Annotated in this window: 12 protein-coding genes and 1 tRNA gene; 1 reads left to right on the top strand and 12 read right to left on the bottom strand. The window is 59.2% G+C overall.

Annotation, left to right across the window (positions count from 1 at the left end):
- Positions 1-11: 11 nt before the first annotated feature.
- Positions 12-2,864, top strand: coding sequence for a valine--tRNA ligase (locus tag OOT55_RS03020; RefSeq protein WP_265368775.1), 2,853 nt, complete (start codon positions 12-14; stop codon positions 2,862-2,864).
- A gap of 71 nt (positions 2,865-2,935) precedes the next feature.
- On the opposite strand, the gene OOT55_RS03015 is transcribed toward OOT55_RS03020, so the two are convergent.
- The 12 genes from OOT55_RS03015 to zwf form a co-directional block, all read right to left on the bottom strand.
- Positions 2,936-3,448: an REP-associated tyrosine transposase gene (locus OOT55_RS03015; protein ID WP_265367682.1), complete on the bottom strand. Its 513-nt coding sequence runs from the start codon at positions 3,446-3,448 to the stop codon at positions 2,936-2,938.
- Between the two features lie 492 nt (positions 3,449-3,940).
- Positions 3,941-4,031: transfer RNA gene (locus OOT55_RS03010), tRNA-Ser, on the bottom strand.
- A gap of 200 nt (positions 4,032-4,231) precedes the next feature.
- Positions 4,232-4,423 carry a carbon storage regulator CsrA gene (csrA, locus tag OOT55_RS03005; RefSeq protein ID WP_024459782.1) on the bottom strand — a complete coding sequence of 64 codons (192 nt, stop codon included), beginning with the start codon at positions 4,421-4,423 and terminating at the stop codon, positions 4,232-4,234.
- Positions 4,424-4,679: 256 nt separating this feature from the next.
- Positions 4,680-5,927 carry an aspartate kinase gene (locus tag OOT55_RS03000; RefSeq protein WP_265367681.1) on the bottom strand — a complete coding sequence of 416 codons (1,248 nt, stop codon included), beginning with the start codon at positions 5,925-5,927 and terminating at the stop codon, positions 4,680-4,682.
- Between the two features lie 127 nt (positions 5,928-6,054).
- Positions 6,055-8,655, bottom strand: a complete 2,601-nt coding sequence (alaS, locus tag OOT55_RS02995; RefSeq protein ID WP_265367680.1) for an alanine--tRNA ligase — start codon at positions 8,653-8,655, stop codon at positions 6,055-6,057.
- A 37-nt stretch (positions 8,656-8,692) separates the two neighbouring features.
- Positions 8,693-8,890 carry a Trm112 family protein gene (locus OOT55_RS02990; protein ID WP_265367679.1) on the bottom strand — a complete coding sequence of 66 codons (198 nt, stop codon included), beginning with the start codon at positions 8,888-8,890 and terminating at the stop codon, positions 8,693-8,695.
- Between the two features lie 79 nt (positions 8,891-8,969).
- On the bottom strand, positions 8,970-9,803 hold the full coding sequence (locus OOT55_RS02985; protein ID WP_265367678.1) for a M23 family metallopeptidase: 834 nt from the start codon (positions 9,801-9,803) through the stop codon (positions 8,970-8,972).
- Positions 9,804-10,033: 230 nt separating this feature from the next.
- Positions 10,034-11,479, bottom strand: a complete 1,446-nt coding sequence (pyk, locus tag OOT55_RS02980; RefSeq protein WP_265367677.1) for a pyruvate kinase — start codon at positions 11,477-11,479, stop codon at positions 10,034-10,036.
- Between the two features lie 19 nt (positions 11,480-11,498).
- Positions 11,499-12,509 carry a type I glyceraldehyde-3-phosphate dehydrogenase gene (gap, locus tag OOT55_RS02975; protein ID WP_265367676.1) on the bottom strand — a complete coding sequence of 337 codons (1,011 nt, stop codon included), beginning with the start codon at positions 12,507-12,509 and terminating at the stop codon, positions 11,499-11,501.
- Positions 12,510-12,574: 65 nt separating this feature from the next.
- Positions 12,575-13,207, bottom strand: a complete 633-nt coding sequence (locus OOT55_RS02970) for a bifunctional 4-hydroxy-2-oxoglutarate aldolase/2-dehydro-3-deoxy-phosphogluconate aldolase (RefSeq protein WP_265367675.1) — start codon at positions 13,205-13,207, stop codon at positions 12,575-12,577.
- 64 nt (positions 13,208-13,271) lie between these two features.
- Positions 13,272-13,976 carry a 6-phosphogluconolactonase gene (pgl, locus tag OOT55_RS02965; RefSeq protein WP_265367674.1) on the bottom strand — a complete coding sequence of 235 codons (705 nt, stop codon included), beginning with the start codon at positions 13,974-13,976 and terminating at the stop codon, positions 13,272-13,274.
- A complete protein-coding gene (zwf, locus tag OOT55_RS02960) occupies positions 13,976-15,454 on the bottom strand; it encodes a glucose-6-phosphate dehydrogenase (RefSeq protein ID WP_265367673.1) in 1,479 nt (492 codons plus the stop codon). Before zwf ends, pgl begins: the two co-directional genes overlap by 1 nt.
- Between the last annotated feature and the right edge of the window lie 68 nt (positions 15,455-15,522).

Genomic DNA, 15,522 nt, shown 5'->3' with positions numbered 1-15,522 from the left:
ACCGCATGTCTTTGGAAAAAACGTACAACCCCCACGCCATCGAGCGCGAGTGGTATCAGACCTGGGAAGAGAAAGGTTACTTCAAGCCCCAGGGCGGCAACGACCCCTACTGCATCATGATTCCGCCGCCGAACGTGACCGGCAGCCTGCACATGGGCCACGGCTTCAACAACGCGGTGATGGACGCGATGATCCGCTATCACCGGATGAAGGGCGATGACACCCTGTGGCAGATGGGCACCGACCACGCCGGTATCGCCACCCAGATGGTGGTGGAGCGGCAACTGGCCGCCGAAGGGCAGGACCGGCACGACCTGGGCCGGGAAAAATTCCTGAAAAAAGTCTGGGAGTGGAAAGCCGAGTCCGGGGGCAACATTACCCGCCAGCTGCGTCGTCTGGGCTCGTCCCTGGACTGGAGCCGCGAGCGCTTCACCATGGACGAGGGCCTGTCCAAAGCGGTTCAGGAAGCCTTCGTGCGCCTGTATGAAGACGGCCTGATCTACCGCGGAAAGCGACTCGTGAACTGGGACCCGAAACTGCACACCGCCATTTCCGATCTGGAAGTGGAGAACCACGATGAGAAAGGCTTTTTCTGGCACATGCGCTACCCTCTCGCCGACGGCGAGAAGACGGCCGACGGCAAAGGCTACCTGGTGGTTGCCACCACCCGCCCGGAAACCATGCTGGGCGACTCGGCCGTGGCCGTGCACCCGGACGACAAACGCTACGCCTCGCTGGTGGGCAAATTTATCGAACTGCCCCTGGTGGGCCGTCGCATTCCGATCATTGCCGATGACTATGTGGACCAGGATTTCGGCACCGGCTGCGTGAAGATCACCCCCGCCCACGACTTCAATGACTACGAAGTGGGCAAGCGCCACGACCTGCCACTGATCAATGTTCTGGATAAAGACGCGGCCATTCTGGGCACCGCCCAAGTGTTCGACTATGCCGGTCAACCGCGCTCGGATATCGACACCGGTCTACCGGATGATCTCGCGGGCAAGGACCGCTACGCTGCACGGGAAGCCATTGTCGAGGCGCTGCAAGCCTCCGACCTCATGGACAAGATTGAAGATCACGCCCTGAAACAGCCACGCGGTGACCGCTCCGGCGTGGTGGTCGAGCCCTGGCTCACCGACCAGTGGTACGTCAGTACCAAGCCCCTGGCCGAGCCGGCCATCGAGGCGGTGGAAGACGGCCGCATTCGGTTTGTGCCCAAGCAGTACGAGAACATGTACTTCTCCTGGATGCGCGACATCCAGGACTGGTGCATCAGCCGTCAACTCTGGTGGGGCCACCGGATTCCCGCCTGGTATGACGAAAACGGCCAGGTGTACGTGGGCCGCAACGAGGCGGAAATCCGCAGCAAATACGACCTGCCCCAGAGCGTCAAGCTGGAGCAGGACGAAGACGTACTGGATACCTGGTTCAGTTCAGGCCTGTGGACCTTCTCCACCCTGGGCTGGCCGGAGCAGACCAACTTCCTGAAAAAGTTCCACCCCACCGATCTGCTGGTGACCGGGTTCGATATCATTTTCTTCTGGGTCGCGCGCATGATCATGCTGACCATGCACCTGATCAAGGACGAAAACGGCAAGCCACAGGTACCGTTCGAAACCGTCTACGTGCACGGCCTGGTGCGCGACAGCTATGGCCAGAAAATGTCCAAGTCCAAGGGCAATGTGCTGGACCCGCTGGACATCATTGACGGCATCGACCTGGAAAGCCTGGTGGCCAAGCGCACCAAAGGCCTGATGCGCCCGAAAGACGCCCAGAAAATTGAAAAGCAGACCCGTAAGGAATTCCCGGAGGGCATTGCCGCCTACGGCACCGACGCCCTGCGTTTCACCTTCTGCTCCCTCGCCTCCACCGGCCGGGACATCAAGTTCGATATGGGCCGGGTGGAAGGCTACCGCAACTTCTGCAACAAGATCTGGAACGCCACCCGCTATGTATTGATGCAGTGCGAAGGTGAGGATTGCGGGCAGGACGGTGGAGAGATCGCCCTGTCCCTGGCGGACCGGTGGATCATTTCCCGTCTGCAGAACGCCGAGCAAACCGTCACCGAGGCGCTGAACACCTACCGTCTTGATCTGGCCGCCCAGGCACTCTACGAATTCATCTGGAACGAGTACTGCGACTGGTATCTGGAGCTGTCCAAGCCGGTGCTGTGGGACGAGAATGCCACCGCCGAACAGAAGCGGGGCACCCGCCGCACCCTGATCCGCGTGCTGGAAACCACCCTGCGTCTGGCGCACCCGCTGATGCCCTTTATCACCGAGGAAATCTGGCAGAAGATCAAAGACCTGGCCGGCGCCCGGGGCGAGACCATTATGCTCGCGCCCTACCCCGTGGCCGACGAGCGCAAAATCGATGCGGACGCCTCGGCGGATATTGAATGGCTGAAAGCGGTGATTCTGGGCGTGCGCAACATCCGCGGGGAAATGAACATCTCCCCGGCAAAAAAACTGCCGCTGTTTTTCTACAACGGTTCCGATCAGGATCAGCGCCGCCTGAAGGACAACCGCCAGTACCTGATCAAACTCGCCGCCCTGGAAGATGTCACCTGGCTGAACCCGGGCGACGAAGCACCGGTATCCGCCACCGCCCTGGCGGGCGATCTGGAACTGCTGGTCCCCATGGCCGGCCTGATCGACAAGGATGCCGAGCTGGAGCGGTTGAACAAGGAAACCGTCAGACTGGAAAAAGACATCCAGAAAACCGAAGGCAAGCTGGGCAATGCGAGCTTTGTCGACAAGGCGCCGAAAGAGGTGGTCGACAAGGAGCGCGATCGGTTGGACGGGTTGAAATCCGCATTGAGTAAACTGCAGGAGCAGGTGCGGCGGATCGAGAGTCTTTGATACGCCTGTTTGGGTAACGGCGGATGCGGGCTGCGCCCTCCGAGGCGTCGGACCGATCCGCCCTACGCCACCTAACGCTCACCGGCCCTTACGTCGAGCACCCCTTTCCCACCCCAATCCTCGGGATAAACACCTTCCTTTACCGATCGGTGAAAGGTTGAATACGGCCAATCCTTAACTGCGTTCACCCAACCGTGTTTGACTGGATTGTAATGTACGTAATCCACATGGTTCTGGAAATCTTGCTCGCTGGTTATGGTGTGCTCCCAAAACCTCTGCTGCCAAATCGCGGTATCTCTTGACAACCCCTCCATCGCAATCACCGTTTTTGAAAACACCTTTTTGATCTCCCGCCAGCGGCCAGAGTAGTCGGTATCGTATTGCGGCAAGGTCCATATGGCATGCAGGTGATCCGGCAGGACACACCAGGCGTCGATGGCAAAAGGACGCGTTTGGTGTACCCGGCGCACGGCATCGCGGAAGGTATCAACATAGCGAGTCAAAAAATCGGATTGCCGGTCTTGCAGGGTTACCGTGAAGAAGAAGGTGCCACCGGGGATGTAGGTGCGTCGGTAGTTGTGCATGGCGGGCTCCAGTCCTTGGATAATGTCGCCACAAAGGGTATCCAATAGGACGAACGGCGCCAAGCCGATAGAGGCATCAAGCGACAGGGGGTTATTGAAGTGGGACGGGAGTCATGATTTTTGGGGCGAGCCAGAGGGTGTCGGGTGGAGGCATTTGGGGTGGGTAACGGCGGATGCGCCTTCGGCTTATCCGCCCTACGGCCGAGCTCAGCGGTATAAATCCGCCGTTGCCTTGAGCAGGGATAGACCGAGGCCTATGGCGGAGAGGGAGGGATTCACTCGGGCCATCCATGGCCCTCGACCTCCGGGCGGCCTTCGGCCGTGCAAAACGGCTGTCCTGCCGTTTTTTGATTCGCCTCTTCCTGAGGCTCACCCTTCGGGCGGCTTCGCCGTCCCAATTTGATCCCGTCAAATTGGTCGAACCCGGCGAGCCTTCTCACCCTTTCCTTTCAGCCATAAAAAAACCGCCCCCTGTCGGGGACGGTTTTTGTATGGCGGAGAGGGAGGGATTCGAACCCTCGATACCGGATTAGGGTATACTCCCTTAGCAGGGGAGCGCCTTCAGCCACTCGGCCACCTCTCCAAAACAATTTGTCACCTGCCTCTCGACAAGTGCGGCGCATCATACCATATCTCACGAAAAATCAAAGGGTTGAGAGTGGTTGGATGCAAAAAAGTGCGATCAAAATCGCGTCGGGTCAGAACTTGACCGGAATTTCCAGAGGGAAGAGCGGCTCGGGAGGTGGTTGATTACGCTCCCGAGGCCCGTTGACGAGTCTGGTTTCAGTCCAGTTGCTCATCCTGGTTCTGCTTTTCACGCTGAATGCGCTGGTAAATCTCTTCGCGGTGAACGGCAATGTCTTTGGGTGCATTCACACCGATACGGACCTGGTTACCCTTCACGCCAAGCACAGTGACTGTTACTTCATCACCAACCATCAGTGTTTCGCCAATACGGCGGGTCAAAATCAACATATTAAATCTCCTTCACTCATCCTGTAAGAATACGGCTTAGACTCCATCGTCCGATGCCGCTTCTCGGCTAACCCCGATCGCCAATGGGCGTCAAACCACAAACCCCCTTGAAGTATTGACCATAGTTGGCGATTAGGACAAACATTTTCCACCCTTTTATGTACTTTGTTCTCCTTGCTTACATTAACGCGCGCTAACTGTACCAGATTTATTGAGCGTTCGCTAACCAACCGCCCCAAACCCGGCCCAGCGCCGGTTAACCCCGGTCCCGGCTCTCCTCAGGCTCTTTGTCGAGCCCGAACGCCGTATGCAGGCAACGAACCGCCAGCTCCAGGTAACGCTCTTCGATGATCACGGAGATTTTGATCTCCGACGTGGTGATCATCTGAATATTGATGTTCTCTTCGGCCAGGGCATTGAACATGGTGGAGGCAACGCCGGCGTGGGACCGCATACCAACCCCCACAATCGACACCTTCGCCACCCGATCATCACCGCGGACTTCCCGGGCACCGATGGACTGCGCAACGGTTTCAAGCACCGCGACGGTTTTTTTCAGATCGCCCTTGTTGACGGTGAAGGTCAGGTCGGTGGTGTTGTCGGCACTCACGTTCTGGACAATCACGTCCACTTCAATATTGGCCGCGCCCACCGGGCCCAGGATACGGGCGGCGACGCCCGGCGTGTCCGGCACACCGGCGAGAGTCACTTTTGCCTCATCGCGATTGAACGCGATGCCCGAGACAATGGGTTGTTCCATAGTGTCGTCTTCCTCATCGAGTGTAATCAGGGTGCCCGGGCCTTCCTGGAAGCTCGACAACACCCGCAACGGAACTTTGTACTTGCCAGCGAATTCAACCGACCGGATCTGCAATACCTTGGAACCCAGGCTGGCCATTTCCAGCATTTCTTCGAAGGTAATCCGGTCCAGCCGTCGGGCCCGTTCCACCACTCGTGGATCGGTGGTATATACGCCGTCCACGTCGGTATAGATCTGGCACTCATCCGCTTTCAGCGCGGCTGCCAGGGCCACGCCTGTGGTATCGGAGCCACCGCGCCCGAGGGTGGTGATGTTGCCGTTCTCGTCCACCCCCTGGAAGCCGGCGACCACCACAACACGTCCGGCCCGCAGATCGGCCCGCATATTGGCCTCATCAATGGCCTGGATTCGGGCTTTGGTGTAGGCATTGTCAGTCAGAATACGCACCTGGCCACCGGTGTAGGAGCGGGCATCGTAACCCCGCTTTTTCAGAGCCATACACAGCAGTGCGATGGTGACCTGTTCGCCAGTCGACACCAGCACGTCCAGCTCACGCGGATCAGGGTTTTCCTGAATTTGCTGAGCCAGGGCAATCAGACGGTTGGTCTCGCCGCTCATCGCCGACAGGACCACCACCATATCGTGGCCCTGGTCGCGGAATCCCGCCACCTTGTCAGCCACCGCTTCAATCCGCTCGACGGTGCCCACGGAGGTTCCGCCGTATTTCTGTACGAACAAACTCATGTCCGAACGCTTCCTCGACCAGTGCGCCGGAAAACCGGCTCAGTTGCAATATTGCGCGCCATACGCGGCCCGCTATTAAAGCGTAAATCGCGCTTTAGCGAAATAGTTTTTTACGCCCCGACGGCGGTCACGAAAGCTGGGTTTTGACCCACTCGGGAACGGCGCTCAGGGCGCTACCCAGGCCGCTCGGGTCGGTGCCGCCACCCTGTGCCATATCCGGTCGACCACCGCCTTTACCGCCCACTTTGGCGGCCACTTCGCGCATCAGGTCGCCGGCCTTGATCCGGTCGGTCAGATCCTTGGTTACCCCGGCGACCAGGGAGACCTTCTCGCCTTCAACCGCCGCTACCAGCAACACGCCGCTGCCGAGTCTGTTTTTCAGTTGATCGGCGCTCTCACGCAGGGATTTGCTGTCGGCACCTTCCAGTTTGACCGCCAGTACCTTGACCCCCGCGACCTCCTGAACCTGGTCCAGCAGGCTACCGCTACCCGCCGTGGCCAGCTTGGCCTTGAGCGCGGACAGCTCCTTTTCCAGCTTGCGGTTCTGCGCCAGCAACTGCTCGACTTTCTCCGGCACCTGCGGACGGCGGGTTTTCAAGGCCTGGGCGGTGCGGTCGGCCAGGGCTTCAACCTCATCAAACAGCGCCAGAGCGCCCGCTCCGGTCACGGCCTCGATACGACGTACACCCGCCGCCACACCGGACTCAGAGGTGATCCGGAACAGACCGATGTCACCAGTGCGACGGACATGGGTACCGCCGCAGAGCTCCACCGAAAAGCCGTCACCCATGGTCAGAACCCGGACCTGATCGCCATACTTTTCACCAAAGAGCATCATGGCGCCTTTCGTTTTGGCGCTTTCAATGTCCATCTCCTCCACCTGCACCCGGGTGTTGGCACGAATCTGGTCATTGACCAGCGTTTCAATCGCCTTGAGTTCTTCGGGCTTGACCGCTTCAAAGTGAGAGAAGTCAAAGCGCAGGCGCTCGGAATCCACCAGAGAACCTTTCTGGGTCACGTGCTCGCCCAGCACCTCCCGAAGCGCCGCGTGCATCAGGTGGGTCGCGGAATGATTCAGGGCCGTCGCCTGACGGACCGTGCCGTCCACCCGAGCGGAAATCGTATCACCCACGGATAACCTGCCATGCAGCAGGCGGCCCAGATGCAGATGGCTGGCGCCCTGTTTATTGCAGTCACGGACCTCGAAACGCAGACCAGCATCGGTTTCCAGGTAACCGGTATCGCCCACCTGACCACCGGATTCGGCGTAAAACGGCGTGCGATCGAGTACCACGGCCCCCTCATCGCCCTCTTCCAGGTGCTCCACTGTCTGGCCGTCTTTCAATAACGCCTGAACACGGCCCTGTTCGGCCAATTGGGTATAGCCCAGGAACTCCGTCGCCGGCAGGTCCAGCCCCGCCGCCGTGTAATCCACTTTGAAGCTGCCAGCGGCCCGGGCCCGGGCACGCTGAGCCTCCATGGCCCGCTCGTAACCGGGCATATCCAGGGTCAGACCGCGCTCGCGCGCAATGTCGGCGGTCAGATCGACGGGAAAGCCGTAGGTGTCGTACAGGGTAAAAACGATATCGCCGGGGATCTCGGTGCCACTCAGGTCTTCCAGCGCCCCTTCGAGGACCACCATCCCCTTGTCCAGGGTTTTGGCGAACTGTTCCTCTTCCAACAGCAGCACCTTTTCGATCTGCGCCCGTTGCTGTCGAAGCTCCGGATAAGCATCGCCCATGACCTCGGCCAACGCGACCACCAACTGGTGGAAAAAGGGTTGTGTCTGACCCAATTGGTGGCCGTGGCGCACGGCGCGGCGAATGATACGGCGCAGCACATAACCCCGCCCTTCATTGGAGGGCAGGACACCATCGCTGATCAGAAAAGCGCAGGACCGGATATGGTCGGCGATCACTCGCAGCGATTTGTTCTCCATATCGTCGGCACCGGTTGCCTGGGCGGCGGCCTGGAGCAGGTGCTGAAACAGGTCGATGTCGTAGTTGTTGTGCACCCCCTGCATGACCGCAGCGATACGCTCCAGCCCCATCCCGGTATCGATGGAGGGGTTGGGCAAGGGTTTGAGTTCGCCGTTACTGTGGCGCTCATACTGCATGAACACCAGGTTCCAGATCTCGATGTACCGGTCCAGATCGTCATTCTCGCTGCCGGGTGGGCCACCGGGCACATCCGGGCCGTGGTCATAAAAGATTTCGGAGCTGGGGCCACAGGGACCGGTGTCGCCCATCTGCCAGAAATTGTCTTCATCGAGGCGGGAGAATCGCTCGGGGCTGACGCCCACCTCCTTCTGCCAGATATCGGCGGCTTCATCATCGCTGATGTGGACAGTGACCCACAGCCGCTCTTCGGGCAGCCTGAGTACCTGGGTCAGAAACTCCCAGGCAAACTTGATCGCGTCGCGCTTGAAGTAGTCCCCAAAGCTGAAATTACCCAGCATCTCGAAAAACGTGTGGTGACGGGCGGTATAGCCCACGTTCTCGAGATCGTTGTGCTTGCCCCCGGCACGCACACACCGCTGGGAGCTGGCCGCACGGCGGTAATCCCGGTGTTCCTCTCCGAGAAACACGTCCTTGAACTGGACCATGCCGGCATTGGTAAACAGAAGGGTCGGGTCATTACCCGGAATCAGGGAGCTGCTGGGAACAACGGTGTGCCCCTGCTGCTCAAAGTACTTCAAGAAGGCGTCGCGAATTTCTGCGCTTTTCATAGCGTATCCGTGGTTATAAACATCGAAAAGGGGCGATTCAGGAGCGGTCGAGCTGTTCCCGCTCTTCCTGGGTCAGCTGGCGCGCTTCGCTCTCCAGCATCACCGGGATACCATCGCGAATGGGATAGGCCAGGTGGCTGGCCCGGCACACCAGTTCCTGCTTTTCAGCGTCGTACTCCAGCGGAGCCTTGCTCACCGGGCAGACCAGTAGACTGAGCAGTTTTTTGTCGATCATAGTGCCCCTCGGGGAATGAGGTAAAAGCCGCTATCTTACACCGGGGCATGACTCCAACGCTACTGAGTGGCCCGGCAAATCAGTTGCTGGCGACATCCTCCGGCTCGGGCATCGGGCCCACCAGTGTCGTCGGGTCGACCCTCCGGTCGAACCAGTTCATGCGCCAGTCCAGATGCGGGCCGGTCGCCCTTCCGGTGGCTCCCACCTCGGCGATGGTGTCCCCCTGGCCCACTTCATCCCCCTCTTCCACCAGAATTCGATGCAGGTGTATGAAGGTGGACGACAGACCATGACCATGGTCGACTATCAGGGTCCCCCCGGAGAAAAACATATCCTCGTGCACCAAGGTGACCACACCCGGCGCCGGGGATGCCACCGGGGTGCCCTGCGGCGCGGCGATGTCCACCCCGTAATGGGGTGAGCGCGGCTCGCCGTTATAAAACCGCTGACTGCCGTAAACGCCGGTAATGATGCCGACCAGCGGCCACTGGAAGGGCTCCGCAAAGTCGGTGCGCGGCAAATCATGCTGGCGGGCCTTCCAGGCCAGAGCCGCCTCGGCCCGGGCGCGCTTGACCTGCTCCGGGTCGGGGGTCACTGTGCTTTGCGGCACGCCCTCAATGCGCTGGATATTGTAATCCCGGGCTTTGACGGCGAACTCAAAGTGCTCGGGTTCGCCGGCCGGCGGTATCAGGGTCAACTTGGCGGGTGACTCGGCGTCCCGGTCGAGACCGATCACAAACTGGCCGTCGTCGGCGATCCGCACGGCGCGCTCACCCAGTTTCAGCTCGCTACCCGGTGTCACAGAGCCCCGGATGACGGCGCCCTGCTGCCAGTCGCCGTGGTGGATTTCGAGAGCCTGGGCCGAAAGGGCCACCAGGAGGGTGAGCGGGAGTGCGGCGAAATTTTTGAGCATGGGGTGCCTCAAACATCATCAAAGGGTCAATTAATGAGCAGGTTAGCACGAACGGAGATGATTGGGGCACCCATGTTGTGCCGGGGTCAGGGTCTGAGGGAACGGCGGATGCGGGTCATACCGCTGCGCTCGGCCCCTACGCAAATTGCCGTGCTAACTGTACCGCCACAAACGGAAACGGCAGCCTGGAGGCTGCCGTTTCCGTTTCGTACAATGACGGAGGATTGAGCTTATTGCTCGCCCACCCGCAGTATTTTCATGGTGTTGGTGCCACCCAACTGGTTGGAGTCACCGTTGGTCACGATCACCAGGTCACCGTCGTTCAACACCCCTTTGCTTTTCAGGATGTCAATGGCGCGCATATGATCCTGATGGCCCGGCGCGGAACTGTCGGTTTCAAACGGTACCGGCTGAACACCGCGATACAACGCCACGCGACGCTGGGTATCGATCCGTCCGGAGAACGCGAAGATCGGCAATTGGGAGCCAATGCGCGACATCAGGCGCGGTGTCGCACCGGACTCGGTCAGCGAGATGATCGCCTTCACACCACTGAGATGGTTGGCGGTATACATCGACGCCATGGCGATGGATTCATCGATGGTCTGAAACTTCTGATCCACCCGATAGGTGCTCTGGCTGGCGCTGGGATGCTTTTCCGCACCCAGGATAATGCGCACCATCGCCTTGATGGTCTCTTCCGGGAAGTCACCGGCCGCCGTTTCAGCGGACAGCATCACCGCATCGGTGCCATCGAGTACGGCGTTGGCCACGTCGAACACTTCCGCGCGGGTCGGCATCGGGTTCTTGATCATGGACTCCATCATCTGGGTCGCCGTGATCACCACCTTGTTCAGGGCACGGGAGCGCTCGATGATGCGCTTCTGTACACCGATCAGGGATTCATCACCGATTTCCACACCCAGGTCACCACGAGCGACCATGACCGCATCACTGGCTTCGATGATGGCATCCAGGGTTGCGTCATCCGCCACCGCTTCGGCACGTTCAATCTTGGACACCAGACCAGCGCGCTCACCACCGGCGGCTCGCATCAGCTCACGGGCCTTGTTCATGTCTTCCGCACTGCGCGGAAAGGAAACCGCCAGGTAGTCGACGTCGATCGCCGCCGCCGTCTTGATATCGGCCATATCCTTTTCAGTCAACGCTGGAGCAGACAGACCACCGCCCTGACGATTGATGCCCTTGTTGTTGGACAGCGGACCAGCAATCCGCGTAACACAGTACACCCGGTTGCCTTCGATCTTCTCCACTTCCAACACGACGCGGCCGTCGTCGAGCAACAGGTTGTCGCCCGGCTTACAATCGCCCGGCAACTCCTTGTAGTCGATACCAACCTGGTTCTGGTCTCCCTCGTCGCGACCGAGATCCGCATCCAGGACAAACTTGTCACCGAGCTTGAGTTCGATCTTGCCGTTTTTGAAGCGCGAAATACGGATTTTCGGCCCCTGAAGGTCGCCCAGCACGGCCACGAAGCGGTCGTGCTTGGCCGCAATGGCGCGCACATTTTCCGCGCGCTGCTTGTGCTCTTCCGGCGACCCGTGGGAGAAATTCAGGCGAACAACGTTCACGCCCGCCAGAATCAGTTTCTCCAGCATTTCCGGGGCCTCAGAAGCGGGCCCCAGGGTGCTGACAATTTTGGTACGTCTTAACATAACTCTCTCTCAGTATTTTTTACTTGGCTTGCATCAGCGCCAGGGTGTTATCCAACATGCGGTTGGAGAAACCCCACTCGTTGTCGTACCAGGCCATGACTTTTACCCAACGACCATTGAAAACCTTGGTCTGCAGAGAGTCGAAGTTGGAAGACGCCGGATTGTGGTTGAAGTCGATGGAGACCAGCGGCTCGTCGCAGTATTCCAGTACGCCCGCCATTTCGCCTTCAGCGGCTTCCTTCATGGCCGCGTTCACTTCCTCAACGGTCACGTCTTTGGAAACCAGCACGTTCAGGTCCACCAGAGAGACATTGATGGTCGGTACGCGAACGGCCATACCATCGATCTTGCCCTTGAGTTCCGGCAGCACCAGCGCCACGGCGCGAGCCGCACCGGTCTTGGTCGGGATCATGGACTGAGTCGCGGAACGGGCGCGATAGATGTCCGTGTGATAGACATCGCTCAGGTTCTGGTCGTTGGTGTAGGCGTGAATGGTGGTCATGGAGCCCTGCTCGATGCCGAACTTGTCGTTCAGCACTTTGGCGATCGGCGCCAGGCAGTTGGTGGTGCAGGAGGCGTTGGAGATGATCTGATCGGTCGCCTTCAGGGTGTTGTGGTTTACGCCATAGACAGCGGTGGCATCCACATCGGTACCCGGTGCGGAGATGATGACCTTTTTGGCACCGGCTTCCAGGTGGGCACTGGCTTTTTCTTTGCTGGTGAAGATACCGGTGCACTCATACACCACGTCCACACCCAGCTCGCCCCAGGGCAACTTGCTCGGGTCACGCTCAGAGGTAATGCGGATTGCATCACCATTTACAATCATGTTCTCACCGTCGACGGATACTTCGCCGGGGAACTTGCCGTGGACCGAATCGTACTTGGTCAGATGGGCGTTCAGGTTGACGTCGCCCAGGTCGTTGATACCGACCACCTGAATGCGATCGCGATAGTTGGATTCGTACAGAGCGCGCAGCACGTTGCGGCCGATACGGCCGTAGCCGTTGATTGCTACTTTAATGGTCATTACACATCTCCTGGTTACAATTCGGACAATCTAAATAGAGAAACAACAAACACATTCAGGCGTGATCAGCGCGCCAGTTGGGCCGCTTCACGAGCCAGTTTTTCAATCTCGTCCCAACGCTTCTCGGCAATGAGCTCCTTGGGAGCCATCCAGGTCCCCCCCACGCAGGCCACGTTGGGCAGACTCAGGTACTCGGGCGCCTTGGCGAGGTTGATGCCACCGGTCGGGCAGAAAGTGATTTGCGGCAGAGGCCCGCCAATGGATTTGACCATGGACACACCACCGGCGGATTCCGCCGGGAAAAACTTCATGTGGGTAAAGCCGTGTGCCAGCAGATTCATGGCTTCGCTGGGCGTGGCAATACCGGGCAACAGCGGAACATCGCTGGCCTTCGCCGCCTCAATCAGTTCCGGAGTGGTGCCCGGGCTGACCAGGAAGGTCGAACCGGCGTCTACCGCTTTCTTCAGGTCATCCGGGGTGACGATGGTACCGGCACCGATCACGGCATCGCCCGGCAGCGCATCCACCATTGCGCGAATCGCGTCGAGTGCCACGGGGGTACGCAGGGTAATTTCAAGCACTTTCAGGCCGCCGTTGTACAGAGCCTGTGCCAGCGGTACAGCATCTTCCAGGCGCTCCACCACCATCACGGGAATGACCGGAGCCACCTGGACGATTTTATCGATACTTAATGCCACTATGCTTTCCTCTTTAATTCGGTAACTGGGTTGATTCAACAGGGGCGTTCCCGAGCCAGGGGCTTCAGGGGGCCCAATACAGGGTCACAGGCACTTTGTTCTGACGCAGAACGGCGCGAATCGGCATATCGCCAACCGGGCCTTCACCCTGTGCGGCGCGCAGGGCCTGCAATTTTTCGTCGCCAGTGATCAGCAGAACCAGACGGCGGGAATTCACGATGCCGGCCAGGCTCAGGGTCATGCGCTCGGTGTACTCGCCGGTCACCTCACTCTGGTGCGCGGTAATGGCCGAACACAGCGAATCGGTGGTCAGCGCTTCCTCGAGACCTTCGGCATTGGGGAACAGAGATGCGGTATGGCCATCCGGTCCCATGCCCAGAATGGTCAGATCAAACGGCTGGGGCAATGCCTGGTAGGCTTGCTCACACGCCGCCAGCCCCTCTGCGGCCGTGGCTGCGGAGTTCTTCATACCCAGAAACGGCGCTTGGCCCGCCGCATGTTGCAGCAGGTTTTTCTGCACAAAAGTCTCGTTGCTCTTGGCGTGGCCCGGCTCGACCCAACGCTCATCCACAAGCGCTACCTGAATCCGCTTCCAGTCCAGCGCGATCTGGCTCAAGCGCTGGTACAGGGGAGCCGGTGAGCTGCCACCGGACACCAGAAAGCTCGCCTGGTCACGCGCTTTGAGCGCCTCATCCAATGCGGCGACGCAATCTTCCTGCAACGCCGCCAGGAGTGCTTCTCGGCTGTCAAAAATCTTTTCGTCCAACATCAGTCCTTATCCTCCGTCAGCAGTTCATCCATGTTGAACCAACGGCGACCATCGCCGGACAACAGTTCTTCCGAAGCCTCTGGCCCCCAGCTTCCCGCCGGGTACGCCATGGGTTTGTTCTCAGGGCGCTGCCAGGCTTCGATGATCGGGTCCACCCAGCCCCAGGCCGCATCCACTTCGGCGCGGTGAATGAACAGGCTGGGGTCGCCCGCGGCGGCATCCAGCATCAGACGCTTGTAGGCGTCACTGACAAAATGCTTGTACTTTTCCGCCAGGTTCAGATTCAGAACCACCGGCGTCAGCTCCGTTTCGTGCTTTTCCAGGTTCTTGGACATCAGCACCATCTGGATACTTTCTTCCGGTTGCAGACGGATCACCAGGCGGTTCGGAGTTACACCACCGGCCGACTCGGGATACACCTCGTGAGATACGTCTTTGTACTGAATGACGATTTCCGCAAAACGTTCCTTCAGTCGCTTGCCGGTGCGCAGATAGAACGGCACCTTCGACCAGCGCCAGTTGTCGATGTGGGCACGAATGGCGACGAAGGTTTCGGTGTTGCTCTCCTTACCCAGCTCGTCCAGGTAGCCGGGCACCGGCTTGCCGCCCATTTCACCGGCCGCATACTGACCGCGCACGGTGTGCCACTTGACCGCATCCCCTTTGAGCGGACGCAGCGATTCCAGCACCTTGATTTTCTCGGAGCGGATGCTGTCGGCGGTCAGCTTGTTGGGTGACTCCATGGCCACCAGGCAAAGCAGTTGAAGCAGGTGGTTCTGCACCATATCGCGCATGGCACCCGCGTCGTCGTAGAAGCTGGCGCGCCCTTCCAGGCCCACGGTCTCACACAGACTGATCTGCACATGATCAATGGTTTTGGCATCCCACAGGTGCTCGAAGATGCCATTGGCAAAACGCAACGTCAGAAGGTTCTGCACTGCTTCCTTACCGAGATAATGGTCGATCCGGTAGATGGACTTCTCGTCAAAGTACTCGCCAATTTCCGTGTTGATGGCATCGGCGGATGCGGCATCGTAACCCAGCGGCTTCTCGACCACCACGCGGGTGGTCGGGCTGATCAGATCGCTTTCGGAAATGTGCTTGCAGCAGATACCAAACACGCTGGGGGGCGTCGACAGGTAAAAGACACGATTCTCGTTTCCGGACTTGAGGATTTCCGCCATTTTGTCCCAGTGTTCATCCCGGGAAGAAATGTCCAGAAACAGCGGGTGAATCATTTTCGCGAAACGATCCCAGGTTTCAGCCACAAACTCGCCTTTGCGCAGGTGCTGTTCGGCGGCAGCGCGAACCTTGTCCTGGTATTCGGCCACGGCTTCCTGACGCCGGCAGGTACCGAAAATGCGAGTCCCTTCGGGCAACTCGTCATTGCAATAAGCACGATACAGGCCCGGGATCAGTTTGCGCAGCGCCAGGTCACCGGCACCGCCAAAAATCACAAAATCAAATGCTTTCAGCATGGACTAAAACCTTGTGTTCTGTATTTGCGGTTATACAACAAGCCCGGTGTGTTCACCGGGCTCGAGCG

This window comes from Marinimicrobium sp. C6131, from assembly GCF_026153455.1.
Classification (GTDB): domain Bacteria; phylum Pseudomonadota; class Gammaproteobacteria; order Pseudomonadales; family Cellvibrionaceae; genus Marinimicrobium.
Note: the sequence above shows the minus strand (reverse complement) of the source record. Positions and strands in the feature narration are given on the sequence as shown.